Origin of the sequence: Mucilaginibacter daejeonensis (assembly GCF_020783335.1) — a bacterium.
Lineage (GTDB): Bacteria > Bacteroidota > Bacteroidia > Sphingobacteriales > Sphingobacteriaceae > Mucilaginibacter > Mucilaginibacter daejeonensis.
The window spans coordinates 4338407-4364530 of record NZ_CP086068.1 but is presented as its reverse complement, the minus strand read 5'-3'; the positions used below and the strand labels follow the sequence as shown (position 1 = coordinate 4364530).

General features: G+C 44.9%; 25 protein-coding genes. 23 read left to right on the top strand and 2 right to left on the bottom strand.

Features of this window, described 5'->3' with window-relative positions; translation table 11 throughout:
• Window positions 1-184 precede the first annotated feature (184 nt).
• A complete protein-coding gene (locus LLH06_RS18715) occupies window positions 185-514 on the bottom strand; it encodes a VanZ family protein (RefSeq protein ID WP_228170816.1) in 330 nt (109 codons plus the stop codon).
• Window positions 515-581: 67 nt separating this feature from the next.
• The gene (gene gcvH, locus LLH06_RS18710; protein ID WP_228170815.1) at window positions 582-962 is read right to left on the bottom strand and encodes a glycine cleavage system protein GcvH; all 381 of its coding nucleotides are present in this window, start codon (window positions 960-962) and stop codon (window positions 582-584) included.
• Between the two features lie 152 nt (window positions 963-1114).
• Here gcvH and LLH06_RS18705 point away from each other — a divergent pair, with 152 nt between their 5' ends.
• From LLH06_RS18705 to LLH06_RS18595, 23 genes are all read left to right on the top strand, one after another.
• Window positions 1115-1705, top strand: coding sequence for a DUF4142 domain-containing protein (locus LLH06_RS18705; RefSeq protein ID WP_228170814.1), 591 nt, complete (start codon window positions 1115-1117; stop codon window positions 1703-1705).
• Between the two features lie 446 nt (window positions 1706-2151).
• Entirely contained in the window at window positions 2152-3168 is a 1017-nt protein-coding gene (locus tag LLH06_RS18700) for a Gfo/Idh/MocA family oxidoreductase (protein WP_228170813.1), read from the top strand.
• An 11-nt stretch (window positions 3169-3179) separates the two neighbouring features.
• Window positions 3180-3665, top strand: coding sequence for a TlpA family protein disulfide reductase (locus tag LLH06_RS18695; RefSeq protein ID WP_228170812.1), 486 nt, complete (start codon window positions 3180-3182; stop codon window positions 3663-3665).
• A 108-nt stretch (window positions 3666-3773) separates the two neighbouring features.
• Window positions 3774-6266 carry a TonB-dependent receptor domain-containing protein gene (locus LLH06_RS18690; RefSeq protein ID WP_228170811.1) on the top strand — a complete coding sequence of 831 codons (2493 nt, stop codon included), beginning with the start codon at window positions 3774-3776 and terminating at the stop codon, window positions 6264-6266.
• A gap of 185 nt (window positions 6267-6451) precedes the next feature.
• Window positions 6452-8875 (top strand): ABC transporter permease, encoded by a 2424-nt coding sequence (locus LLH06_RS18685; protein ID WP_228170810.1) that lies wholly within the window; start codon window positions 6452-6454, stop codon window positions 8873-8875.
• Window positions 8876-8926: 51 nt separating this feature from the next.
• Window positions 8927-9718, top strand: a complete 792-nt coding sequence (gene cdaA / locus LLH06_RS18680; protein WP_228170809.1) for a diadenylate cyclase CdaA — start codon at window positions 8927-8929, stop codon at window positions 9716-9718.
• Between the two features lie 97 nt (window positions 9719-9815).
• Complete coding sequence (locus LLH06_RS18675; protein ID WP_228170808.1) at window positions 9816-10499, top strand: DUF421 domain-containing protein; 684 nt, start codon at window positions 9816-9818, stop codon at window positions 10497-10499.
• 77 nt (window positions 10500-10576) lie between these two features.
• Window positions 10577-11143, top strand: a complete 567-nt coding sequence (locus LLH06_RS18670) for an EcsC family protein (RefSeq protein WP_228170807.1) — start codon at window positions 10577-10579, stop codon at window positions 11141-11143.
• A 424-nt stretch (window positions 11144-11567) separates the two neighbouring features.
• The gene (gene pheT / locus LLH06_RS18665; RefSeq protein ID WP_228170806.1) at window positions 11568-13967 is read left to right on the top strand and encodes a phenylalanine--tRNA ligase subunit beta; all 2400 of its coding nucleotides are present in this window, start codon (window positions 11568-11570) and stop codon (window positions 13965-13967) included.
• 101 nt (window positions 13968-14068) lie between these two features.
• Window positions 14069-14359, top strand: coding sequence for a hypothetical protein (locus LLH06_RS18660; protein ID WP_228170805.1), 291 nt, complete (start codon window positions 14069-14071; stop codon window positions 14357-14359).
• A gap of 25 nt (window positions 14360-14384) precedes the next feature.
• Window positions 14385-14678, top strand: a complete 294-nt coding sequence (locus tag LLH06_RS18655) for a cell division protein ZapA (protein WP_228170804.1) — start codon at window positions 14385-14387, stop codon at window positions 14676-14678.
• A 205-nt stretch (window positions 14679-14883) separates the two neighbouring features.
• The gene (gene rny / locus LLH06_RS18650; protein WP_228170803.1) at window positions 14884-16446 is read left to right on the top strand and encodes a ribonuclease Y; all 1563 of its coding nucleotides are present in this window, start codon (window positions 14884-14886) and stop codon (window positions 16444-16446) included.
• A 65-nt stretch (window positions 16447-16511) separates the two neighbouring features.
• Window positions 16512-16994 (top strand): hypothetical protein, encoded by a 483-nt coding sequence (locus tag LLH06_RS18645; protein WP_228170802.1) that lies wholly within the window; start codon window positions 16512-16514, stop codon window positions 16992-16994.
• A gap of 161 nt (window positions 16995-17155) precedes the next feature.
• On the top strand, window positions 17156-17698 hold the full coding sequence (locus tag LLH06_RS18640; protein ID WP_228170801.1) for an ArsR family transcriptional regulator: 543 nt from the start codon (window positions 17156-17158) through the stop codon (window positions 17696-17698).
• Window positions 17699-17725: 27 nt separating this feature from the next.
• Window positions 17726-18580, top strand: coding sequence for an ABC transporter permease (locus tag LLH06_RS18635; protein WP_228170800.1), 855 nt, complete (start codon window positions 17726-17728; stop codon window positions 18578-18580).
• 9 nt (window positions 18581-18589) lie between these two features.
• Entirely contained in the window at window positions 18590-19834 is a 1245-nt protein-coding gene (locus LLH06_RS18630) for an ABC transporter ATP-binding protein (protein ID WP_228170799.1), read from the top strand.
• 8 nt (window positions 19835-19842) lie between these two features.
• A complete protein-coding gene (locus tag LLH06_RS18625; protein ID WP_228170798.1) occupies window positions 19843-20427 on the top strand; it encodes an acyltransferase in 585 nt (194 codons plus the stop codon).
• Between the two features lie 3 nt (window positions 20428-20430).
• Window positions 20431-21246 carry a glycosyltransferase family 2 protein gene (locus LLH06_RS18620; RefSeq protein WP_228170797.1) on the top strand — a complete coding sequence of 272 codons (816 nt, stop codon included), beginning with the start codon at window positions 20431-20433 and terminating at the stop codon, window positions 21244-21246.
• Window positions 21243-22328 carry a glycosyltransferase WbsX family protein gene (locus LLH06_RS18615; RefSeq protein ID WP_228170796.1) on the top strand — a complete coding sequence of 362 codons (1086 nt, stop codon included), beginning with the start codon at window positions 21243-21245 and terminating at the stop codon, window positions 22326-22328. The genes LLH06_RS18620 and LLH06_RS18615 overlap by 4 nt, the downstream gene beginning before the upstream one ends.
• On the top strand, window positions 22325-23107 hold the full coding sequence (locus tag LLH06_RS18610; RefSeq protein WP_228170795.1) for a hypothetical protein: 783 nt from the start codon (window positions 22325-22327) through the stop codon (window positions 23105-23107). Before LLH06_RS18615 ends, LLH06_RS18610 begins: the two co-directional genes overlap by 4 nt.
• A 19-nt stretch (window positions 23108-23126) precedes the next feature.
• Window positions 23127-24092 carry a glycosyltransferase family 2 protein gene (locus tag LLH06_RS18605; protein ID WP_228170794.1) on the top strand — a complete coding sequence of 322 codons (966 nt, stop codon included), beginning with the start codon at window positions 23127-23129 and terminating at the stop codon, window positions 24090-24092.
• Between the two features lie 218 nt (window positions 24093-24310).
• Entirely contained in the window at window positions 24311-25126 is an 816-nt protein-coding gene (locus tag LLH06_RS18600; RefSeq protein ID WP_228170793.1) for a glycosyltransferase family 4 protein, read from the top strand.
• A gap of 7 nt (window positions 25127-25133) precedes the next feature.
• Entirely contained in the window at window positions 25134-26114 is a 981-nt protein-coding gene (locus tag LLH06_RS18595; protein WP_228170792.1) for a glycosyltransferase family 2 protein, read from the top strand.
• Window positions 26115-26124: the final 10 nt, after the last annotated feature.

The following is a 26124-nucleotide window of genomic DNA, read 5'->3' as shown; positions in this document are numbered from 1 at the left end:
TAGCGGCGGCGGTTATGTTAGATGGGAAATTTGGCCAGAGTGATCAGCAGATGTTGCCTGAAAAAGCTGCTTTTAATTGCGTTTTACTTACATGCGGACAGCCGCAGCCTTTTTTAAATATACCGCATGAGGATAAGGCCATCATTAAAGCTATGGCCACACAACACCTGATCTTGCTCATCACTTATCTATCTTTTCTGTTCAATGCCGCTGTGGTGATCAGTGCGCAAAAGGCTGCCATACCCGCACCTACGCTATCGGCAAAAAGGTCGCCCCATTCGCCCGAACGCCAGGTGAAGATGTAAAGCTGCAGCACCTCTATAATGGCGCCGAACGTTACACTCACAACAAAGGCTTTTACGGCGGTAAGTATGGTAAAGTTACCCCACTGTAAGATCATGCCATAGCTGTACAGCGCCGTGAACATAAAAAAGAAACCACAATGCACCAGCTTATCAAAACCTGGGAAAAAACGTGGCGAGTGCGCTACCGAACCCATGTTCATGTTGCACATTACCAAAACAAATAAAGCCCACCTAAGGGTGAGCTTTTGATATCTGAAGATGTTACGCATCCGAAAATTAAACGCCTACTAAAGCTGAATAATCATCGGCTGATAAGAGTCCGTCCACTTCCGCAGCATCGGCCAGCGAAACTTTTACCATCCAGCCATCGCCGTATGGGTCGCTGTTCACCAGTTCAGGCTGGCTATCCAGCATAGGGTTGATCTCTAATACCTTTCCATTCACAGGCATGAACAGGTCCGAAACGGTCTTTACGGCCTCAACGGTACCAAATACTTCCTCCTTATTCACATCGTTACCAACGGTGTTGATGTCAACGTAAACAATGTCGCCCAGTTCGCGCTGTGCAAATTCGGTGATACCGATGTAGGCCTCATTGCCTTCCACCCTGATCCATTCGTGGTCCTTGGTATATTTTAACTCTGCCGGAAAATTCATATCGCTTGTTGATTTGTGCTTCAAAAATAACAAAACGTTCAGGTTTAGCCTAAAGCTGATGCGAAAATGTTACGGGATATTTTTTTGATAAAACCCAAAGCCATGATACTTGTTATGGAGAGGTTAACAATTTAAAGAACATCGTACACACTATGAAAAAATTATGTTCAATGATGCTTTTGGCCATGGGTGCCTTAGCATTTCAATCATGCGGAAGCAACACTAAAAATGATAGCGCTGCTAATGCTGACAGTGCCAACTACACTAAAGACACTACCACTAATGCAGCCGAGACCGGCGGTATAGCTGTTGTGAACGACGATGCTGAGTGGGCTGTTAAAGCTGCCAACGGTGGTATGACCGAAGTTGAATTCAGCAAATTAGCACAAACCAAAGGCACCAACGCCAAAGTAAAAGAGTTTGCCGACATGATGGTCAAAGACCATGGTGGTGCCAACGAAAAACTGATGGAACTGGCTAAAAAGAAGAACATCACTTTACCAACTACCATTGGTGCTGATGAGCAAAAAGAACTGGCCGACCTGCAAACCAAAAGCGGTGCCGATTTTGACAAAGCTTATGTTGACGCTATGGTAAAAGGTCACAAAGATGCAGCTGACCTGTTCGAAAAAGGTTCAAAAGATGCTAAAGATGCCGACCTGAAAGCTTTTGCTACCGAAACCTTGCCAGTGATCAAAGGTCACTTACAAGCGATCGAGGCCATTCAAAAAGGCTTGAAATAATATACCTATCATATTAGCGAGAGGGCATACCATACGGTATGCCTTTTTGCGTTAAAGCGTGGGCTTGTTTAAGCAGTGCCGTAAAGTATATTTATTCTTCTAAATTTACTTGTCAGATCGATTATAACGTCGAGAATATGAAAAAAATTTAGGCGGGTGTCAAAACGAAGGTTAATACTAACATTTTTATTCTTTATGCCGCTATTGTGTCGAGCCGAAGGCCAAAATGGGATGGTATTTGGCTTGTTCGTAATGGCTTTAGCATTTACTTTGATGTTCGGATTTTTACTAACGATTCTTTTGATTTTGAGTGCCCATTTGTTCAAGATCAAAATCACTCTTTTAAATGCGATAATTATTGTAGCTGTAACGAGTCTGGTCTTTCTTTTTGCTATATCATCGTTTATATTCTTATAGATCTTCTCTTTAATTTTTATACTTGCACTATGTCAGCACCTATTGTAACCGGTATATTATCGTTCGGTATGTCGGGCCGTATTTTTCATGCACCGTTCGTGCATGCACACGAGGGCTTCAGGCTTAAAGCCGTTGTGGAGCGCAGCAAAAAGAACGCTGCACAGATATATCCCGGTATCATTAGCTATGACAGTGTTGAGGACATGCTTGCTGATGAAGAGATCCAACTGATCATCGTGAACACGCCCAACGAGCTACACTTTGAACAAGCTAAGCAGGTGCTGCTGGCCGGTAAGCACTTACTGGTAGAAAAACCGGTGACCGCAACCTCGGCACAGTTCATGGAACTGTTGGATCTTGCCAAACTCAAGGGCCTGCATGTGCTGGTTTACCAGAACCGCCGCTGGGACAGCGATTTCCTGTCGGTAAAAGAGGTGATCGAGAGTGGGCGTTTGGGCGAGCTGGTGGAGGTGAACTTCCGCTTTGATCGTTATAAGCCGGTGCTCAGTCCGAAAGCTTTCAAGGAGGCGGCCGATATGCCATCTAACGGCCTCGTGTATGATCTTGGTCCGCACTTGCTGGATCAGGCTATTAGCTTGTTCGGCAAGCCGTTAAGCTTTAGTAAGGTCACGGCATCGCACCGCGAAGGTTCGGCCGTGGTCGACTATTTTAGCTTTATGCTAAGCTACCCGCACCAGCTGACCGTTCACATTACTTCGGGCCTGCTTATCGCCCAGCCGGTCCCGTCATTCGTGGTACATGGTACCTTGGGCAGTTATATAAAAGATAGGGTAGATGTACAGGAAGCACAGCTCGACAAAAGCATCAAACCTACTGATGACGGTTACGGCGTAGAGCCCGCCAACAGTGAAGGTAAGCTGACCTTGATGGGCGTGGATGATGAAAGGACGGTGGAACAGATCCCATCCATCACCGCAAATTATTTGAACTTATTTGAGGCCGTTTACCAAACCATAGCTCATGGTGCACTGTACCCTATAACTAATGAACATATAGCATGGCAACTCGAACTGCTGGAAGCCTAATGATACCCACTATGAAAAAGTTACTGTTTGTATTAGCCATGATCGTTGCCGCAGGATGCAGCCAGGCACAGAACAAGAATATCAAGAACCTGCCTGTTTACAGCATCGTTAGCGCACCTGACAGCGCTGTACGTACCCCCGCCAACCTCAAAAAAGGCTTGCCGGTAATGATCGTATACTTTTCGCCTGATTGCGGCCACTGCCAGCAAATGATGTACGAGGTCAAGGAGCATAAAGGCGATTTCTCGAAGATACAGGTGGTCATGATCACGCCCGTTGATTATAAACTGGTGAAGGGATTTTACCGCGATTTTGGTTTGTCGGGCTTCCCTAACTTCACCGTTGGTACCGAAGGACGCAGCTACAAGGTGTTAGAGTATTACGGCGTAAAAATGACACCCTACATAGCCGTGTATGACCGCAAGCACCAACTGATCAAGGCCTACGATAAAGCACCTAAGATCAAAGAGTTAGCAGCGCTGGTCAAAAAGGCTTAACTATGCGTTAATATCGGTAATGAAAATATTACCATTATAGCAAAGTAGGTTTCAATAAAGTTACATGCTTGCTGATAGCCCATAAGCTTATTTGGTGATCTTTGCCGGATGAATTTTTCGGTACTCAAGGGACTATTTTTTACTTTCTTTTCTTTCCTGATCTTAACCGCCGCTGCGCAAACCGCCGCCACTTCAGGAGGCAGCGTAAGCGGTAAGCTGGTTGATGGCACCAATGGACAGGCGCTTGATTTTGCGAGTGTAAGCCTGATCAATAAGGCCACCAAAGTTGCCAAAGGCATACAGACCGACCTGAACGGTAACTTTAAGGTTAGTGGTTTGGCCGATGGTAGCTATACTTTTAAAGCCACATTTTTAGGGTTTTTGATCAACACAAAAGATAGCATCCGCATTAACGGTGGGCGTGCCGTGCAGTTGGGAACCATCAAAATGACACCTGCCAAAGGTGTGCTGAAAGAGGTGGTAGTGACCGCTCAAAAACAGACCATTAAGCTGGCTGCTGATAAAAAGGTGTTCAGTGTGGATCAGAGCCTGGTGAGCCAAGGCGGATCTGCCACCGATCTGCTGACCAACGTGCCATCGGTACAGGTAGATGTGGATGGTAACGTGGCCCTGCGTGGATCAAATAATGTGCGCGTATTAGTGAACGGTAAGCCTTCGGCCATTTCTGGCGGTAGCGTGAGCGATATATTGCAATCTATACCGGCCAGTGCTATCGAGAACATCGAGGTGATCACCAACCCATCCTCTAAATATGATGCCGAAGGACAGTCGGGCATCATCAATATCATTTTGAAAAAGAACGCGCAATTAGGTTTCAATGGCTCGGTATCGGGTACCATTGGCAACCTGAACACCGCTAATGGGAGCTTGAACCTGGCATACCAAACCTCAAAGGTCAACATCTTTGGTAATTACAGCTATCGTAAAGCCAAGCGTATCGGCAATGGTTATACCGACCGTATCACCTATCCAGGTACTGATTCGGCCATCTTCCAGAACCAGATCAACGACCAGACCTTCGAGTTCAAGTCGCACAACATCCGTTCGGGTATCGATATCAATTTCACGCCCAAAACGGTGCTGACGTTATCTAACAACATCAACATTCGTGATCGTGATCGCTTTCAGTATGGCGGTACCAACATCACCCGGCGCAATGTGCTCACACAATCGCTGTCGCAAAACAACTTTTCGGGCAATTCGGGTAACAACATCGACCTTAATGCCGATTTCAGCCATAGATACAAAAAGCCAGGTCAGGAGCTCACCGCCAACTTTGGTTACTCTACCGAAAAAGAGGACGGCACCGAGAACTTGTTGACCACGTATAACTTATACACGCTCGGCCGTGATAGCTTATTCAAGCAAAACAACTTCATTGACCAAAAGCAGCGTAACTTTAATCTCCAGGCCGACTATACCATGCCAATAGGTAAGGAAGGTAAGTTGGAGGCGGGCTACCGCAGCACATTCAACCGCAACGACAACGATTACCGGGCGTTCTCTTTATTGAATGGTACTACCGATCAGTTCGTATTTAACGGGCTGCGCTCTAATCACTTTATTTACAACGAGCAGGTACATGCGGTGTATGGTAACTATTCAAGGCAGTTCGGCAAGTTCGGAGTGCAGGTGGGTGCACGTTTAGAGGATGCCCACATCCGCAGCCGACTGGTAGACAGTGTTCAGCAGTACAAGCAAGATTATTTCCGGATCTACCCGAGCGTTTTTCTGAGTAACAAGCTTACCGAGAACCAGACCTTGCAGTTAAGCTATACCCGCCGGGTAAGCCGTCCGCGCGACAGGCAGCTTTCGCCATTCCTTGACCGAAGCGACCCGCTAAACTTCCAGCAGGGTAATCCTAACCTAAGGCCTGAGGATACCCATGCCTTCGAATTCAGTTATGTGAACTACACCAACCTGCTCACGCTCACGTCATCTATTTACTATCGTTACACGCTCAATAACATTCAACAGGTGCGTACGCCGTTCAGTACTTCGCAAACGCTTACCCGTTTCGAGAATATTAACAGCGCGGCCAATGCAGGCTACGAGCTCATAGCCAAGCTGACCCCATCTACCAAATTCGATGTTACGGGTAACGTGAACGTTTACTACCGTAACATTAAAGGCGATCTGGCGCTTAACGTACCGTCGGCCTCGGGTTACGCGTTCAACACCAACGTGACCGCCAACCTTAAACCGATCAAAAAATTAGGTGTCCAACTCCGTGGAGATTACCAGGGCAAGCAGGTGAACGCTCAAGGCTATACCCGCCCGGTATACGGCTTTGACGGTGGTTTGCGGTACGATATCACCAATAAGCTGAACGCTAGCTTTAACGTGCGCGATATATTCAGCACCCGTAAGTTCGGTTCCATAATTGACAATACCGATACGGCATTCCCTTACACTTCTGAATCATATCGCCGATTCTCGCGCCGTACGTATGGCTTTACCTTGTCGTACCGCTTTGGTAGCAATGGTGCCGATCAGCAAAAACGCAAAAAACGTGATCAGGACAACGGCGGCGGTAACCCGGACGACCAGGGTGTGGGCGGTGGTCCAACGATAAGATAGTTATATAACACTAAATATGAACACCGGCTCCGCCCGGTGTTTTTTCTTTATAAACGAACGGTCGGCTGTATCGAAAGCGAACATTATTTGGCATCGTATGGTCGTAAATATCTGTAATATAATGATTTGTAATGCTGGCACTTGATCGGTGGCATATTGGGTGATCACCATCATTCAACTTGCATATGTTCAAAAGCTATCTTAAAACCTCCGTCCGTTTTTTGTTGAAGAACAGAACGTTCAGCTTTATCAACATCATAGGCCTCACTGTAGGTACCGTAAGTTGCTTGTACATCTTCCTGTTCATCAAATACCATTATAGCTTTGACCAGCATCACCAACATGCTGATGCTATTTACCGGGTAAATACGCTGATCCTATCGCGTGGCGACAAATTCAACAGTGCCACCATATCGCCACCCATAGCTCCGGTGCTTAAACAGGAACTGCCTGAGGTGGAGCAGTATACGCGCGTAGCCCCAACGCTGGGCTCCAATAAAAGTGCCCTCACATATCAGGACCGGTCCTTTTATGAAAAAGATGTCGTTTACGTGGACTCGACCTTTTTCAACGTGTTCAAGTATTCCTTTGTGAACGGCAGAAGCAAGGATGCACTGAAGGAGCCTTATTCGGTGGTTTTAATGAAGCCAGTTGCGACCAAGCTTTTTGGCAACGCAGATCCGGTGAACAAAGTGATATCCATTAACAACGGTTACGGTAAGCACGACTTTAAAGTGACCGCCGTGGTAGATGAAAGTGCGGGCATGTCGCACCTCAAAGCGAATATGTTCATCACGATGAACAGCGGTGGAATAGGCGATTTTGTATTGAAGAATAATGGTTGGGCTGGCAATAACTTTGTGAGCACGTATATAAGATTACATGATGGTGCCAGCGCACAAGCACTCGAGAAAAAGCTGCCGGCGTTGCTTAATAAATATGGCGGTCGGGAGCTTAAAGAGTTGGGATTTAACAAACAGTTATCCTTGCAGCCCATAACCAGCATCCATACCAGCACCGGCCTCAAGAACGAGCCAACACAGCCCATCGCATCTTCATTTTTGCTCATCCTATCGCTTATCGCAGTGCTGATACAAGTGATCGCCTGTATCAACTTTATGAACTTGTCTACCGCCCGGGCATCAAGCCGTGCGCGCGAGGTAGGGGTGCGCAAAGTGATCGGTGCCGAACAGGGCGACCTGGTCAAACAGTTCCTGAGCGAATCATTGATCCTGGCCCTGATCAGCGTGCTCATTGCTCTACCGTTGCTGGCGCTGATCTTACCTTATCTCAATAACATCACCGGCATTCAATTGGATCTTTCGGTCTTCGCGCAGTTCAAGTTGTGGCTGGTACTGGGAGGTATCGTTCTGCTCACCGGCGTATTGGCAGGTAGTTATCCGGCATTCTACCTTTCAGCGTTCAAGGCGATCAAGGTCATCAAAGGCGACTTTGTAAGCCGGTCGTCTGCCGCTGGTATCCGCCGGTCTTTGGTGGTGTTCCAATTTGTATTGTCTATCGTGCTGATCACGGGCATCATCGTGATCTATAGCCAGTTGAACTACATCAAGAACAAGGACCTTGGTTTTAGCAAGGACCAAAAGCTGGTATTCAGCGTTTATACGCCCGAGGCGATCGCTAAAATGAACAGCCTTGCTTTGGATGTTAAGCAGCTGCCGGAGGTTAAGGCAGTAAGCCGAACCGATAACTTCCCCGGACAGTCGGTTCTGCGTGATCACGGCGTGTACCTGGCAGGCGGTAACATGGCCAATTCGGTGGATGCGCAAAATATGCTGACCGATGAGCACTTTACCGAGGCCATAGACGTAAAGTTGCTGAGCGGCCGCAAGTTCGGTGTGAACGACTCCGGCAAAGTGTTGATCAACGAGACCATGGCCCGCAGGTTAGGGCTCACGCCCGATAAGGCGCCTGGTACCTATTTGTACACTCAATATGCGCCCGACCCTATCACACATGTTGAAGTGGCCGGAGTGATCAAAGATTTTAATTACAACTCGTTACATACCGAGATCAAACCGTTCATGCTGGTATACCGGAAACAGGGTGAGGAATTGAACAACCTCGTAGTGTCCATTCAAAGTGATGATCCTAAACACTTACTATCCCGCATCGAAGCGATCTGGAAGCGCGACATCCCCGATGTGCCATTCGAATATTCCTTTTTGGATGCTGCGGTACAAAAGCAATACGAGGCCGACATCACCTTGTCGCAGATCATCAATGCATTCACCATCGTGGCTATACTCATATCATGCTTAGGACTGTTCGGGCTGGCCGCCTTTAGTGCCGAGCAGCGCCGTAAAGAGATCGGTATACGCAAGGTGCTGGGTAGTAGCGTAAGTGGCATAGTGGCTCTCCTGTCACGCGATTTCCTGAAACTGGTCATGATCGCTATCGTAATATCGTTGCCCATCGCCTGGTACTTTATGCATGCCTGGATACGCTCATTCGCCTACCGGATCAGTATCAGCTGGTGGATGTTCGCCTTATCAGGTGCGTTGGCGGTGCTGATCGCCATGTTCACGATCGGCTTGCAGGCACTCAAAGCAGCCAATATGAACCCGGTGCGTACGCTCAGGTCGGAGTAGTGGCGCAAGGTAAAAGCATTTGCCTTTGCCAAAAATTGGTTAGCTTTGTTCATGCCATCTATTGACCTGCACTTATTCAAATTCAATCTTTTCGATGTGGTAGATGTGCTGCTGGTAGCTTTTTTGATCTATCAGCTTTACAACCTCATCCGCGGTACCATAGCGGCGAATATATTCATCGGTTTGGCCATTATATGCCTGCTGTACTTTGTGGTGCGTGCACTGGAAATGAAGTTACTGACCAACATCCTGGGTAACTTCATGAACGTGGGTATCATAGCGGTGGTGGTGGTGTTTCAGCAGGAGATCAGGCGCTTCTTGTTATTGGTGGGGCGTAACGCATCGCTGCAACGTAACCGGGCCTGGTGGAAATACTTTTTAGGCCGTAATGATGTGGAGAAGGACAACTACAAGCGCATCAAACCCATCATTGACGCCTGCAAGACCATGAAACAAACGCACACCGGTGCGCTCATTGTTTTTGTAAAGGATTACGACGAGCAGATATACCAGAACAGCTGCGAGGTTCTGGATGCCAAGATATCTAAACGTATATTGGAGGCCATATTTCAAAAGAACGGACCACTGCATGATGGCGCGGTGGTGATATCGGGCAACAAGATCAAATCGGCCAGTTGCATATTGCCGCTTACTGATAATACTGACCTGCCGGCTCAGTTCGGCCTTCGTCACCGTGCGGGTATCGGTGTCACTGAGGCTAATGATGCTACGGCCATTATCGTATCTGAGGAGACCGGCGAGATATCATACGCCAAACAAGGTCGCGTAAAAATGAACATCAGCTTTGCCGAGCTTGAAAAACTGCTGAACAAGGATTACTAACATCCGCTTGCCACTCATCACCATCACGCCCCGTACTTCTTTATGGCGTGATATGCAACAATTTACCGGTCATAGGGTTGATTAGTTGTCTGAGCTGATGAAATTTGACTGGCATAATATTTTTATCCATGACCTGGACCTGATGGCCGCGGGTGAGATCCTGTTCCGCACGCTGATCATGTTCTCCATGATCCTGCTGTTCCTGCGGCTCTCGGGAAAAAAGGGAGTAAGGCAATTATCGCTGTTCGAGGTGGCCGTGATCATTGGCTTAGGCTCCGCCGCAGGCGATCCCATGTTCCATAATGAGGATGCCATATTACCAGCGGTGATCGTCTTTTTGTGTATCCTGTTATTTTATCGCGGCCTTACCTATTTAGCCACTAAATACGAATGGTTCGAAAAGGTATTGGAGGGCGAGCCGGTGTATATCATCGAGGATGGGCAATTTGTGATCGACCATGATGAGCCGATGTTCGCAAAGGATGAGTTCTTTGCCGAGATGCGCCAGAAGAACGTAGAGCATGTAGGCCAGGTCAAGACCGCCATATTGGAGACGAACGGTGTGGTAAGCTTCTTTTTTTATCCGGACGAGGACGTGAGACCCGGCTTACCGGTACTCCCCAAAGTGTACGACCAAAAAAGTGATACCTGTAATGAGCCCGGCCCTTACGCATGCAGCTACTGCGCACATGTAATGGATCTGAAAGAACAAAAGAACGTTTGCCCGCGTTGCCACCATCAGGAATGGGTAGCCACTATTTGTACCACGCGTATCACCTGACCCTTACTGATCGCTGATCCGTTCGTATTGATAATATGGCACGGAAATAGCACCACTATTATATCAAAACTTGAAACATGCGCCCTTTTACATTGCCAAAACTCAATCTGCGTAAAATAAGCCGAAACTTTAAACAGAGCATGACCGGCCTGGCCAAAGGCGGTTTCCAAAAGATCTTTGAGCAGATCGATCAGCTGGGTATTAAAAAAGGGGTGGATCAGTTAGGTATCGATAGATTTATTCAGCAATGCGCTTTACTGGCCGCTGGCTCAGGTGCGATCACCGGTGCAGGTGGCGTGACCAGTATGCTGATCGGTGTGCCGGTGGATATGATCAATCTGATCACCCAACAATTCAGGGTAACGCTGGCCATTTCATATCACCGCACCGGAAGCTATAAGATCCGGTTCGATGATTTTTTCAAGATCGTGGCATCATCCTTAAAAGTGGACGCCGGCATGGCCATGACCAAGAACATCATGGAAGAGGTAGCCGAGAAGTTGATGCTCAACATTGGCTCTAAAACTGCCGAACGCCTGGTACCAGTGGTAGGTGCCGTAGTAGGTGCATCAGCCAATTACATCTTCATCAAACGCGTAGCCGATAACCTGATGAAGGAGAAGGTTACCAAGATCGATATTTGATCACATTAAGAGGCTCCTCCACCCCGTTACACCGGTGCCTATCGGCATCTCTCACGACAAGTGAAAGTCCGATCAACGGCTGCTTCATTACCTTGAATGTGAGATCCCGAAACAAGTTCAGTATGACCAACTTTTTCCCTTTTTATAAAATATACCTGTCATGCCGATGCCTATCGGCATCTTTCACGACAAATCAAAGTCCGATCAACGGCTGCTTCATTGCCTTGCATGTGAGATGCTGAAACAAGTTCAGCATGACCGGTTTTTGCTATGCTGATAACACGATCCGTCATGCCGACGCATATCGGCATCTCTCAGGACAGGTAGAATATAGCCGGTAACCGAGCTGCATATGCTTAGCCGGCCGCCATCACACCCCTCAGGATAAAAAAAATCCTATCTTTGGCCTACGATATTATAATAAATGAAGATCTCGTATAACTGGCTCAAAGAATTTATCGATACTGATCGATCACCCGAAGATATATCAGGCATCCTCACCGGCATTGGCCTGGAAGTAGAAAGCTTGGAAAAAGTACAGGCCATACCCGGCGGCCTTGAAGGCCTGGTGATAGGCTATGTGAAGGAAGCGGTGCAGCACCCTAACGCTGATCGTTTACGCGTCACAAAGGTTGATGTTGGTGGTGCCGAGGACCTGCAAGTGGTTTGTGGCGCGCCTAACGTAGCTGCCGGTCAAAAGGTAGTTGTAGCCGTAGTAGGCAGTACCGTACACCCCACCACTGGAGAGCCATTCAAGATCAGCAAGTCGAAGATCCGTGGCGAGGTATCAGAAGGGATGATCTGTGCCGAGGACGAGATCGGTTTGGGCGAGTCGCATGCCGGTATCATGGTACTGGATGCCGATGCGCCCGTAGGTACGCCAGCCAAAGAATACTTCAAGCTTAACGACGACTATCTCTTCGAGATAGGCTTGACCCCTAACCGTGCCGATGCGGCATCGCACCTGGGTACGGCACGTGATATAGCGGCCTTCCTAAAACAGGGGGTCACCAAACCCGATGTTCCTGCCTTTAAGGTAGATAACGAAAGCCTGACCATCCCGGTGACCATCGAGGCAGAGGCGGCTTGTCCGCGCTACGCCAGCGTGACCATATCTGGTGTTCAGGTACAGGATTCGCCGCAATGGTTGAAAGAGCGTTTGGCTGTAATCGGTGTGCGCAGCATCAACAACATCGTTGATGTGACCAACTATGTATTACATGAGTTGGGTCAGCCGCTGCACGCCTTTGATGCTGATGCCATTACCGGTGGTAAGGTATCGGTGAAGACCTATGCAGAAGGAACGCCATTCGTAACCCTTGATGGGGTAGAGCGCAAACTATCGGCTGATGATCTGATGATTGGTAATGCTGATGGACCGATGTGCATAGCAGGTGTGTTCGGCGGTGCCGATTCGGGGGTAAAAGAGAGTACCACCAAAGTTTTCTTGGAAAGTGCCTACTTTAACCCGGTATCAGTGCGCAAAACGTCAAAACGACATGGATTAAAGACCGATGCCTCGTTCCGTTTCGAGCGTGGTGTTGATCCTGATATCACGGTGTTCGCCCTGCAACGTGCTGCCTTGCTTATCCAGGAAGTGGCCGGAGGTTCTATCTCCTCGCAAATATCTGACATTTACTCAACGCCGGTACAGCCGTTCGCGGTAGAGGTTACCTATAAGAACATCGACCGTTTGATCGGTAAAGCGATCGGTATCGATACCATCAGGGCTATCATTGCCGCGCTGGACATACAGATCGTAAATGAGACCGCCGAGGGCTTATCCCTGCTGGTACCGCCTTACCGCGTTGACGTGACCCGCGAGGTGGACGTGATCGAAGAAGTGCTGCGTATTTACGGTTACAACAACATCGAGATACCTACGCAGATCAGGGCATCGCTCAATAACTCGCAACGCCCCGAAAAGGACACGGTTCAAAATGCCATATCAGATCTGCTGACCGCTAATGCTTTCAACGAGATCCTGTGTAACTCGCTTACCAGTTCGGCCTATGCCGAAAGTCTGGATAGCGCTGTTAAGCTGTTGAATCCGCTCAGCAGCGACCTGGACATCATGCGCCAAACGCTGCTCTATTCTGGCCTCGAGGCTATCGCCTACAACCAGAATCGCCGCCAGGCCGACCTGAAGTTCTACGAGTTCGGTAAGACCTATGCCTTTGCTGATGAGAAGTATACCGAGGTTCAGCGGCTGTCGATATTTATCACCGGAGGTGTTAGTGCCGAGCACTGGGATAAAAAGTCTGGAGCGGTATCATTCTACAACCTTAAAGCCGTTGTTGACGGCGTTTTGGAGCGCTTGAACATCACTGACGTTTCCGTTGATGAGGTGCACGATCATGAACTGGCTTACGGCCTTCAATACAACAAAGGCAACAAGACCATAGCACGTTTTGGAGCGGTGCTGCCTGCCGCGTTGAAGAAAGCTGGAGTGGAAAAAGAGGTGTTCTATGCCGACTTGAACTTTGATGTGCTACTCAATATCGTTAAAAAGAATAAGATCGTTAACAAGGAGCTTTCCAAGTTCCCGGCCGTAAGGCGTGACCTGTCGATGCTGGTGGATACGGCCGTTACCTTTGGTCAGTTAAAACAGATCGCACAGCGTACCGAACGTAAATTATTGACTGAGGTTAGTGTTTTTGACGTTTATCAGGGCGATAAACTCCCGGCCGGCAAAAAGTCGTACGCATTGAGCTTTATCCTGCAAGATGAGGAGAAGACCCTTACTGACAAGGCGATCGACGCGATCATGCAAAAACTGATCTACAACTTTGGCAAAGAGGCCGGAGCCGAGATCAGGAAATAGCAGGTAAGCGTTGTGAGCTTGTGTTAATAATAAGGAGAAACTTTTAAGTATTTGTATAACTTAGTGACCCGATAACCCCGCAAGCAGATAACTAAAGGAAGATGCCATCAGTAACCGAGCAGTTAAGTGCAGTAGTAGAAAAAACAGAGCGCCTGATAGAACTTTGTGGAGCTTTGCAGGAAGAGAACGACCTGCTTAAGCTGGAAAATCAGTCGCTGCATACGGCCTTGAACGCAAGTAAAGACAAAACAAAGGACGTTGAGGAAAAGCTTCGTGTATTGAAAGTGGCCAGGTCATTTTCAGATACAAATGAAAAAAGCCTTGACATCAAACAAAAAATTAACGAATTTGTGCGGGAAATCGATAAGTGTATAGTGTTACTTAAAAAGTAGCACTTAAGGTGAACAAGCTCAAAAAATGGGAGAGATCTCCATAAAAATAAATATTGCTGATCGTGTATATCCGCTCAAGGTAGATACCGAGGAGGAGGAATTGATACGCAGGGCAGCAAAGCTGGTCAATGATCGTATTAAGGAATTTCAGGATAATTATGCGGTAAAGGATAAGCAAGATCTGCTGTCGATGGCGGTGCTGCATTACGCAACATCATCATTAAAGGCAGAGCGCAAGGTAACAGAGGAAGATACCACCGTTGCCGAGAAAGCTTATCAGTTAGACCACATGTTGAACGAGTTCTTTAATAAGCAATAGCGTTCTTTATACCAATTATAGAGCAAATTGAATTTAACCGCAGTTAGATTTTAAGTTTCACTGGCAAGCGTGGGCTTGCCGCATAAGGTCATCAGCAGGTAGTAGTTGTTACTTGTGAACCCTTTGGCGGCCTGCCTGCATCACTGATGCTTAAATTTTTATTGCGGTTTTTTATTTTACATATACAACAACACACAACTGAACTATGGATATTTTATATATCATTATCGGCCTGCTCATAGGCGCCATCATTGGCTTTGTGATCGGCCGTTATCTGCTCAAAAAGGTTTTTAAGGAGCAGGAGGTAGCAGCCCAGAACAAGGTCAAAAAAATCTTGAAGGATGCCGAGAACAACGCCGAGATCTTGAAAAAGAACAAGCTATTAGAAGCCAAGGAAAAGTTTTTGCAATTAAAGGCCGAGCACGAGCAAGAGGTGAACAGCAAGAACAATGCTATTGGCCAACGCGAGAACTCGATCAAACAAAAAGAACAATCACTTAACCAAAAACTGGAGAACGTTAACCGCAAGGAGAACGAACTCGACAATACCCGCAAAAATCTCGAGAAACAGACCGAGACCTTGCACAAAAAGCAGGAAGAGGTTGAGCACCTGAAACAGCAGCACGTACAGCAACTGGAGACCATTGCCGGCCTGACCGCCGAAGAGGCCAAGAACCAGTTGGTAGATACCCTGCGCGAAGAAGCTCGTACCAAGGCTATGAGCCAGATCAAGGATATCGTTGATGAAGCCAAGCTTACGGCTACTAAAGAAGCTAAAAAGGTGGTTATTCAAACCATTCAACGTACCGCTACCGAAAGTGCTATCGAGAACACCGTATCGATCTTCAACATCGAGAATGACGAGATCAAAGGCCGTATCATTGGTCGTGAAGGACGTAATATTCGTGCTTTAGAGGCTGCTACTGGTATCGAGATCATTGTGGACGACACCCCTGAAGCAATTATTCTTTCAGGGTTCGACCCTGTACGCCGTGAGATAGCCCGTTTAGCCATGCACCGCTTGGTGACCGACGGTCGTATCCACCCGGCCCGTATCGAAGAGGTGGTTGCCAAGACCCGTAAACAGATCGAGGAAGAGATCGTGGAGATCGGTGAGCGCACCGTGATCGATCTGGGTATACATGGTCTGCACCCTGAGCTGATCCGTATGGTAGGCCGTATGCGCTACCGTTCATCTTATGGGCAGAACCTGCTGCAGCACTCACGTGAGGTAGCCAATTTCTGTGCTACCATGGCCGCCGAATTAGGCTTGAACGTTAAACTGGCCAAACGTGCCGGCTTACTGCATGATATTGGTAAAGTGCCTGATGATAACCCTGAATTGCCACACGCCATTTTAGGTATGCAACTGGCCGAAAAGTATAAAGAACATCCAGAGGTTTGTAACGCGATCGGTGCTCACCATGACGAGATCGAGATGACCTCGATGATATCGCCGATCATTCAAGCATGTGACGCGATCTCAGGTGCCCGTCCAGGTGCACGCCGCGAGGTGGTAGAAAGCTATATCAAACGTTTGAAAGAGCTGGAAGAATTAGCATTATCTTACCCAGGCGTTGAGAAGACCTTTGCAATACAGGCTGGTCGTGAACTGCGTGTAGTGGTAGAAAGCGAGAAGGTGAGTGATGCGCAATCAGAGATCCTGGCTGCCGATATCTCCAACCGTATTCAAACCGAGATGACCTATCCGGGCCAGATCAAAGTGACCGTTATCCGCGAAACCCGCTCAGTGGCCTTCGCTAAATAATAACTGAAAGTATACTTCTATATAGAGCGGCAGGATGATCATTTTGCCGCTTTTTTAATGCCCTTATGAGATCATCTACCCAGCAGCGCCCTATCGATCGCATGGTCAGCCAATTTGATCAGGCTCAGGCAACTTCACGATATCCGGTGTTGACCTACGTGGCCACCGTATTGATCATGTTCGGCTTGCTTGCCTTTGTTTGGGCCATCCCATTTCCGCACATCCCATTCTTAGGGAAATATAATGGTTTCGTGAACTGGGCTTCTTTTTTAATAGCTGGATTTGTCTATTACGCGCTCAAGCTATCCCCGGTGGTATCCTATGTTGTACTTTTTTTCTTTTTTGCATCGTCATACCTGATCATCCAATTAGAATACTGGCAAAAAGCTGGCGGACCTGCCCTTTGGATAATTGGAGGAGTGGTGTTGACGTTGGGCATTTCGACTTTTTTGATATTTAACAAAAACAAAGACCTATCAAGGTTGTTGTTCGTATCTCCAATTGTGACAGCGGCTAAGTTGCTGTCTTCCGTAAAAGTTAAATACTAGCAATTAGCGATGTGTTAAATAATTGCTAAATGTTTAACGATCTGTCAAAAGATATCAAAATAAATTGCTGATATTTTAAAATAAGTTTTGCTTTGTCATTTACAATTGAGTAGTTTTGTTACTCGATATCGCCTGTGAGTTAAATATATGGGCTCAAATGCATGCTGGATACACTGATCACTTCAAAGACCCGACTAAAATTGTTGCTCAAATTCTTTTTGAACGGTGACAATAGGTCGTACTTAAGAGGATTAGAGACCGAATTTGGCGAGTCGAGCAACGCGATAAGGATCGAACTTAATCGTTTCGAGGAAGCCGGATTGTTAGTATCATTTGCTGAAGGGAACAAAAAAATATATCAGGCTAATAAAAAGAGTTCTATATTTAACGACCTTCATAATATGCTCATCAAATTCGTGGGCATTGATGAGATAACCGAAAAAGTGCTGAACAGGATAGGTGATCTGAGCGCAGCCTATGTGATGGGTGATTTTGCCAGGGGGATAGATAGCAACGTGATCGACCTGTTGCTGGTTGGAGCCGAACTCAATGGCGGCTATATAGATAACCTGATCAATAAGGTGGAAGGCCTGATCAAGCGTAAGGTCAAGGTGAGCATATGCGCCCAAAAGGATGTCGAACTTTTTTTAGCTAATGATCCACATCTTTTGATTTGGCATGGGGCTAACGGGCCCACTTCTTAATAACCGATCATATTATTAAATAAATAGATGAGTACAACTACTGAGCAAACGTGGGACACCGAACTCAAGCCCCAGGACAGTGTTTTTAATCTGCACCTAAAAGACGTTTGGAACTATCGAGATCTTTTATGGCTACTGGTACGCCGCGATTTCGTGTCCTTTTACAAACAGACCATCTTTGGTCCGCTCTGGTTCTTTATCCAGCCTATCTTTACCACTATCACCTTTACCATCATCTTCGGTAATTTGGCAGGCATCAGCACAAGCGGTGCACCCAAGCCATTGTTTTACATGGCAGGAACCATTGCCTGGAACTATTTTGCCGATTGTTTGAATAAGACCTCTACCGTGTTCAGGGATAACGCCAATATCTTTGGAAAGGTATACTTTCCGCGGTTGATCATGCCGTTGAGTATCATCTTTTCAAACTTGGTCAAATTTGGTATACAGCTGCTGTTATTCGTCATCATGTTGGTTTACTATCTGTTCCAAGGTAATCGTATCGAACCCAACTTCTACATCCTTCTTTTCCCGGTAGTGATCGTGCTGATGGCCATGGTTGGCCTTGGCCTAGGATTGATCATCACCGCAATGACCACTAAATACCGTGACCTAATGTTTTTGGTAGCCTTTGGGGTTCAGTTACTGATGTACGCAACGCCGGTGATCTATCCACTCTCGGCCGCACCAGAAAAATATCGTGACATAATTGCTCTGAACCCGCTTAGTGGACTGATCGAGACCGTACGCTATGGCTTTTTGGGGACTGGTCAGTTCTATGCAGGGGCATTTGCTTACAGTATAGTAGCCAGCTTCGTGATATTCATGTTAGGTTTAGTGACCTTTAATCGAGTTGAAAAGAACTTTGTAGATACCGTTTAGATCCACCATATGAGTAACATAGCTATCAAGGCCGAGAACTTAAGCAAAGCTTATCAGTTAGGCGAGTTCAGTACAGGTACCCTCTCAAAAGATATTCAGCGAAGGATCGCTTTAATGAGAGGAAAAGAAGATCCCTATCTGAAGATCGGCGAAACTAATGATCGCACTACCAAAGGAACAAGCGATATCGTATGGAGCTTGAAGGATATTAATTTTGAGATCAAGCAAGGTGATGCAGTTGGCGTGATCGGTCGTAACGGTGCCGGTAAAAGTACTCTGCTTAAGGTGCTGAGCCGGGTGACCACCCCGACCACAGGATCAGTAAAGATCAAAGGTCGTATAGCCAGCTTATTAGAGGTTGGTACAGGTTTCCACCCGGAGCTAACAGGCCGCGAAAATATCTTTTTGAACGGCGCCATACTCGGCATGCGCAAACACGAGATCAAAAAGCACTTTGATGCTATAGTCGATTTCTCGGGAGTGGAGCGATACATAGATACTCCCGTCAAAAGGTATTCGAGTGGTATGTATGTTCGCTTGGCTTTTGCGGTCGCAGCTCACTTAGAATCCGAGATCATGATCGTCGACGAGGTATTGGCTGTAGGCGACGCAGAGTTTCAGAAAAAATGCTTGGGTAAGATGAACGATGTCAGTAAAGGCGAGGGAAGGACGGTCTTATTTGTAAGTCACAACATGGCTAGCATCAAAAATCTATGTCAGGTTGGGATATTTCTGGCAAATGGCTTGGTGAAAAGACAGAGTGGAATAGACGATATTATAAATGATTATCATAGTAGTGCGGTTAGAACCGACGTCGATGGCTTGGTGACCGCAGCAAATAACGAAAATATTGAGATATATAGCTTGCAGTTCAATAACGCATTACAAAGTAATGCGATCAACTTCGATGATCCGATCATATTGACCCTAAAAGGACGAGCATCACAAAGATTTTCCGCTGTCTCTCTAGCCATTAACGTAAGGTCGACCGACAATATCTCTTTGTTCACCACTAGGCTACTAGATAGCCAAGAATCTATAATTTTAGATGGTGACTTTGAGATCAAAGTCAAGATCGAGCACTCGCTACGTGCCGGAAATTACCAGTTGGCTTTAGGTATAGATAGCTCCATCAATAATATTTACATTAACCATGAGATCACTTGGTTCGAGATATTAGATACAGGTAGATCCAAGTACAATATCATTAATTATGGTATCGTGAACGCATCAAGCACCTGGGAGACATGTTAAAAAAATGGTTGAAGAAGATCTTTAATAGTGGGCCTCCAACAGACAAAGAGGCCAATAGAGCTTTGTTCAAAGAGACACGTGTGAACATAGATGATACATTCAATATCTTTGGTAAATTATACATCTTAAATAAAGGCGAAATAAGCATTGGGACGGGTTTTCTTGCCAATTCAGGTATCGATAACAATCCTATTGGGGGTGATACTGTCTTGAGGGTCATAACATACACTCCCGAAGCCAAGATCAATATTGGAAATAACGTTGGCATATCCAATAGTACGATATTGGCTTGGAACAAGATCACTATTGATGATAACGTCATGATAGGTGGAGGAGTGAGAGTTTGGGATACTAATTTTCATTCATTAGATCCGATAATAAGAACATCTTATCAACATCACTATGCTTATGACGTTAAAACTTCTCCGGTACATATAAAAGAATATGCATTTATAGGTGCAGGGTCTATTATTTGTAAAGGCGTCACGATAGGAAGGAATTCAATAATTGCAGCGGGTAGTGTTGTCGTTAAATCCATACCAGATAATGTTATTGCTGGTGGTAATCCATGTACGGTGATCAAAAGCTTGTAGTTCATGAGTACCTTTTCTATAATAATCCCTACGTTCAATAGCGCCTTAGATATAGCTAGCGCTTTAACTAGTGTTTTGAATCAGACCTTTCAAGATTTTGAGATCATTTTGGTCGACGGATTGTCTAAAGACGAAACTTTGACTATAGTTAACTCGTTTCAAGACAAAAGGATAAAGGTGACCTCAGAAAAAGATCATGGTATCTATGATGCAATGAATAAGGGCATAAATTTAGCTAGCGGTCAGTGGTTGTATTTTCTAGGAAGTGACGACTCTTTATATGACAATGATGTCTTAGGTAACGTTCACGGTTTTATATCTAATACTTCAAGCAAGGTCGTTTATGGCAATGTGCTTGTCAAAGGAAATACCGGCTGGGCAAATGATGGCCAGGTATATGATGGCGAGTTTGATTTAGAAAAACTACTAAATGTAAACATTGCCCACCAGGCGATATTTTATCACAGATCTGTGTTTTCTGAATGTGGAGAATATAATCTCCACTATAAAGTTTGTGCAGATTATGACATGAATTTGAGAGTTGCTTCCAGATTCAAAATGGATTACATGGACATTAAGGTATCTAATTTTAATGCTGGTGGTGCGAGTACACTCGCTAAAGATGAGAACTTTGAAGCTGATATATTCTATAATATATGTAGATACTATTCGAAGCAACTCCTTAAACCAGAATTTCGGAAGTATAGGAAATCTATCATTAATGAAGGTAAAAAGCAAATAAAACAACTCAATCTATTAAAGGGTATTCACTACGTTATTATTGGTACCTATTTGAAATTTTCTAATCGTCTTTCATGATCAAACCAATAGCTATACATCTACCCCAATTTCATCCTTTCGCAGAAAACGATGAATGGTGGGGTAAAGGATTCACTGAATGGACCAACGTAACAAAAGCTAAACCTCAATTTGAAGGTCATTACCAGCCACACCTACCCGCTGACCTTGGCTTTTATGATCTTCGGCTTGAAGAATCACGTATAGCACAGGCCGAACTGGCTAAAGCTTATGGTATACATGGATTTTGCTATTATCATTATTGGTTCAACGGCAAGCGATTGCTGCACAGGCCGCTCGATGATATGTTACACACCCAAACACCTGATTTTCCGTTCATGCTTTGCTGGGCCAATGAGAATTGGAGTCGAAGGTGGGACGGTAATGAAAAAGATGTTTTAATGCATCAGAATTACAGCGAACAGGATGATATTGAGCATATTCGTTTCTTGATAGAACATTTTTTTCAAGATAATCGATATATCAAAGTAAACGATAAACCTTTTTTATTGATATTTAGACCCAATTTAATTCCAAGTGTTGAAGATACGATAGCAAGATGGCGTACAGTGGCCGCCGAAAGCGGTGTAGAACTGTATTTGGGTTTTATAAAAAGCCCCTTTTACGATCCTGAGGATTTTGAGAACCAAGGTTTTGACTGTGGTGTACAATTCCACCCAGATTTATATTTAGCTCCAACGCAAGAGTTCCCGCCGCTGATTGATAGAATCAAACATAGGTTGGGTATTAAAGATTCGGTTTACTACAAAAACTATATAGGTTCATATAAGGCTTATGTAGATAAGCAACTTACCCTACCCACCCCTGATAAAAGCACCACATATCCGGGTATCACACCCGGCTGGGATAATAGTGCTAGAAAAAGGACTGGAGCAATCATATTCAAAGATTGCAACCCAGATGACTATGCACGTTGGTTGAGTGATATTGCCAAGCGTTACAAAGGCGATGACACGTATTTATTTATCAACGCCTGGAATGAATGGGCAGAAGGTAACCACCTAGAACCTTGTCAAAAATGGGGGCGAAGATTTTTGGAGGAAACGAAAAAATTTGTAGAGCAATTTGGGGGCTTATTATGAGCAATATGCAATGTTTATACAGAATATCTGACGGAGGAAACCCCAAAAAAAGGCTCAACGTGGCCACAAAAATGTGCTGTCTTGATAATTTTATTAATGAGTTTAAGACAGATATTCACATTTTTGCTGACAACTGTAGCGAAAAGACCATATCGGAGCTTCATAAACGCGATATCAAGCCAAATATCTTGTCATTAGGTAACTCTAGGTCATGGAGGTATATTGTCGAATTTGCTATAGCCAACTTTTCTGATGATACGTGTGTCTATATGGTCGAAGATGATTACCTACATTTACCAGGATCAAACATTGCCTTGAACGAAGGCATTCAGATAGCTGATTATGTAACCCTTTATGATAATCCTGACAAGTACGTTGATTTCGACAGAGGCGGCCCCAATCCTTATGTAAAGGATGGTGGTGAATTAACCAGGGTATTATTCACCGAGCATTTTCACTGGAAGCAAACCAATTCAGCAACAATGACCTTCGCAACACGGGTCAAGACCTTGAAGGAGGATAAAGAACTTTGGTGGCATTTTACCCATGTTAGAAACCCGTATGATTTTTTTGCTTTTCAGTTACTTACCGGCCAGAAATTTAAACTTATGAGTCGCTCATTGAAAGAATATATTGAACTATTACCTGTAAGATTAAAGTATAAACACAAACGAATAGTGATTAACGCGATACCGGGGCTCGCAACTCATGCCGAACTTGCTGGCCTTACTCCATTAACGCATTGGCATTCGTTGCAATCGTGGGAAGATTTTTCATGATAATTCCAGACCAGAATCAATGACCGAAGTAGTGCAAAAACACCTCGCAATAGTTATTCCCTACTATAAAAATAGGTATGTGGCCGAAACTTTACGCTCAATTGCATGTCAAACCAATCAAAATTTTACACTTTATATCGGTGACGATAACAGTCCTAATGACATCCAACCGATATTGGCAGATTTGACTCCTGAATTCAAAAAGAACATAATATTCTATCGTTTTGATGATAATTTAGGCAAAACTTTGCTGACCAAACAGTGGGAGCGTTGTATCGCACTTACAAAGCACGAACCTTATATATGGCTTTTCGGCGATGATGATATAATGCCGCCTGACGCTGTAGAGCGCTTCTATTCTTTTGTTGAAAAGCATGGCCCTAAAGATGTGATTCGGTTTAACTTACAGATTGTGAACGATCGAGGTGATGTTATCCGCCCAGCATCTCCTCACCCAGCATTCGAGACCGCTCATGAATATTTACGCCGCCGCGTTAGCGGTAATTGCATGAGCACTGCGGTAGAATTCGTTTTTAAGCGGGATGTATATATAAAAAAACAAGGATTTGTAGAGCTTCCGCTTGCATGGACTGCTGATGATGCTACCTGGGCTGAATTTGCTGAGGATGACGGAATTTATACCATTTCGGGTGCTCCTATATCGTGGCGGATGGGTGGGTATAATATTTCTTCTGATTCAAAGAAGACATACAAGAAAAAGATTCAGGCATCAATTCAATTCTTTAAATTTTTTGAGGATAAATATCAATTTTCTGATTCGATGAAAATGCGTATGCTTTATGGGCAGTTAGGTTTATTGGGAGACTCCTTAAAAATAAGATGCTTTTTTTATACTCAGATTTATAGAAGCGGTTTGTTTAGTAATGCCTTTCTGTTATCACAGATTATGCAACGGAACAAAAGGTTCTTGGATCGGGTGGTTAGTAAGTTAAAAAGAATGGCTATTGGCCAAAATCAACAATGAGAGTAAATTGTCTTATCAATAAAATAGCATGGTTCGGTAAATACTCGGGCTATGAGTGTCTACCGAACTATCTTAAAGATAGAGATGTCCAAGTTCACAATTATCAGTCCCTCCGAATTTTCAAGAACAAACTAATCGGTAAACTCTATCAAAAATGGTACAGATGGACCCACGAAAGTCCCGAGCAAGTTTGGAATCAGATATGCTTTTTGCGTGATTTGAAAAAAGCTGATATAGCCCATCTCCTTTACCTTGAAGGTAACATCCATATAGTAGACTGTTTAAAAGAAGTACCAGCAAATCTTTTAGGAACCATACATCTACCGTTCGATAAATGGCCGCAGGCAAAACTTGATTGTTTGCATAGATTAAAGAACGCAATTATTTTATATGAAGAAGATATTTCCAAATTTCAAACATACATGAACAATGGAAATATTACTTTTATTAGGCACGGAGTTGATCTTGACTTTTTTAAGCCCGACGATAAAGTGTCTGTCAACAAAAATAAAGTGCTTTTTGTAGGGCATTATCTACGCGATTTTGACATGATGGTGGAGGTATATCGTAGCATAACTGATACAGTAAGTAGTAAAATCGAATTTCATTTTGTGTTGGCCGAGCATTTCAGAGACACCAATGCTATTAAGTATTTACTACAACAACCCAATGTCATATTCCACGCTAACCTGAGCGACGAAGAACTTTTACAACAGTACCAAAGCAGCTATGTTATGCTGATGCCATTGGCCTCCAGTGGTGCCAATACAGCTATTGTACAAGGGTTGGCCATTGGTTTACCCATTATTACCAATGATATCGGTGGGATACGATCATATGGTGGAGGCGATGTATTTGAGATAGCACCCAACAACGATGCTGGTGCATTAGTGCAACTTTTCAAAAAGTATTATGCCGATGAAAAATTCCGAGATAGCATTTCGGCCGCTCAGCGCCGTTTTTCGGTCGAATGTTTAGACTGGCGTATTTCTGCAGCCCAGCATTTGAGTTTATATAAAAGCTTGGTTAAATAATATGGCTATGTTACCCAAACCATCATATACCATTGGTATACCTGTATACAAACGTATTTTCGGTTTTGAAGAAGCACTGCGGTCGGCACTTGATGTTGACGGATGTACGGAGGTGGTTGTATGCGATGACGGATCAGGACATGATGAATTCAAAATTATATGTGAGTCAGTCAACGATCCTCGTGTAAAATATCACTTGAATGACGTAAACCTTGGCTTGTTCGGCAACTGGAATAATTGTATACAAATAGCACAGGGTGAATTTGTTTCAATATTGTGTAGTGATGACCTTATAGCTCCTAGTGCTTACGAAAGTTTTTACGAGGCTTATAACAATCATCCTGACATTGATGTTTTTTTTGGTCACTTTACCACCTTTACCGACTCTCTGGAGGCCACGAGAACCTCACGTACATATAAACCGGGATATATGACAGGAGAGGAGCTGATCATCGATGGTGCCATCAATGGTGTTACCTTTCCGGTATTGACAATTTCCAAAAGGAGCACTTTACTGCGATTCCCATTTGTTGACAAGCCACACAGTGGTAATGATTGGCTATGGATCTATGGTAACGCAAGAAACTTTAAATTATTTGCTGCCGATAAAACTATCAATTATTGGCGCCGACACGATGATCAGGATGCTGCTAAGTCTCAATCAATAACTACTGATTGCTGGCCAATGATGTACATGCTCATGGCAAAACAATTAAAGCAATACAATAACTCGCTTTATAAAAAGGCCGCTTTAAGGGCAGAAGGAGTAGTATTAGGATGGTTATTAAATGATAGGGCATCTAATAGTAATTATTGGGTGACAAGGTTCAACAGTGCCGAAGCGCATGATAATATCTTTCTTAAAGAAGCAGTAGGCATCATCAATAACAACTGGCTTTTACGCGGCCTTTTAAAAAAATCAGATTCTTTTTTTTTCGATAAAATCGGCCGTATCGCACGGAAATTTGGTTTTTACCCTTCTAAATAAAAGGCTTAAC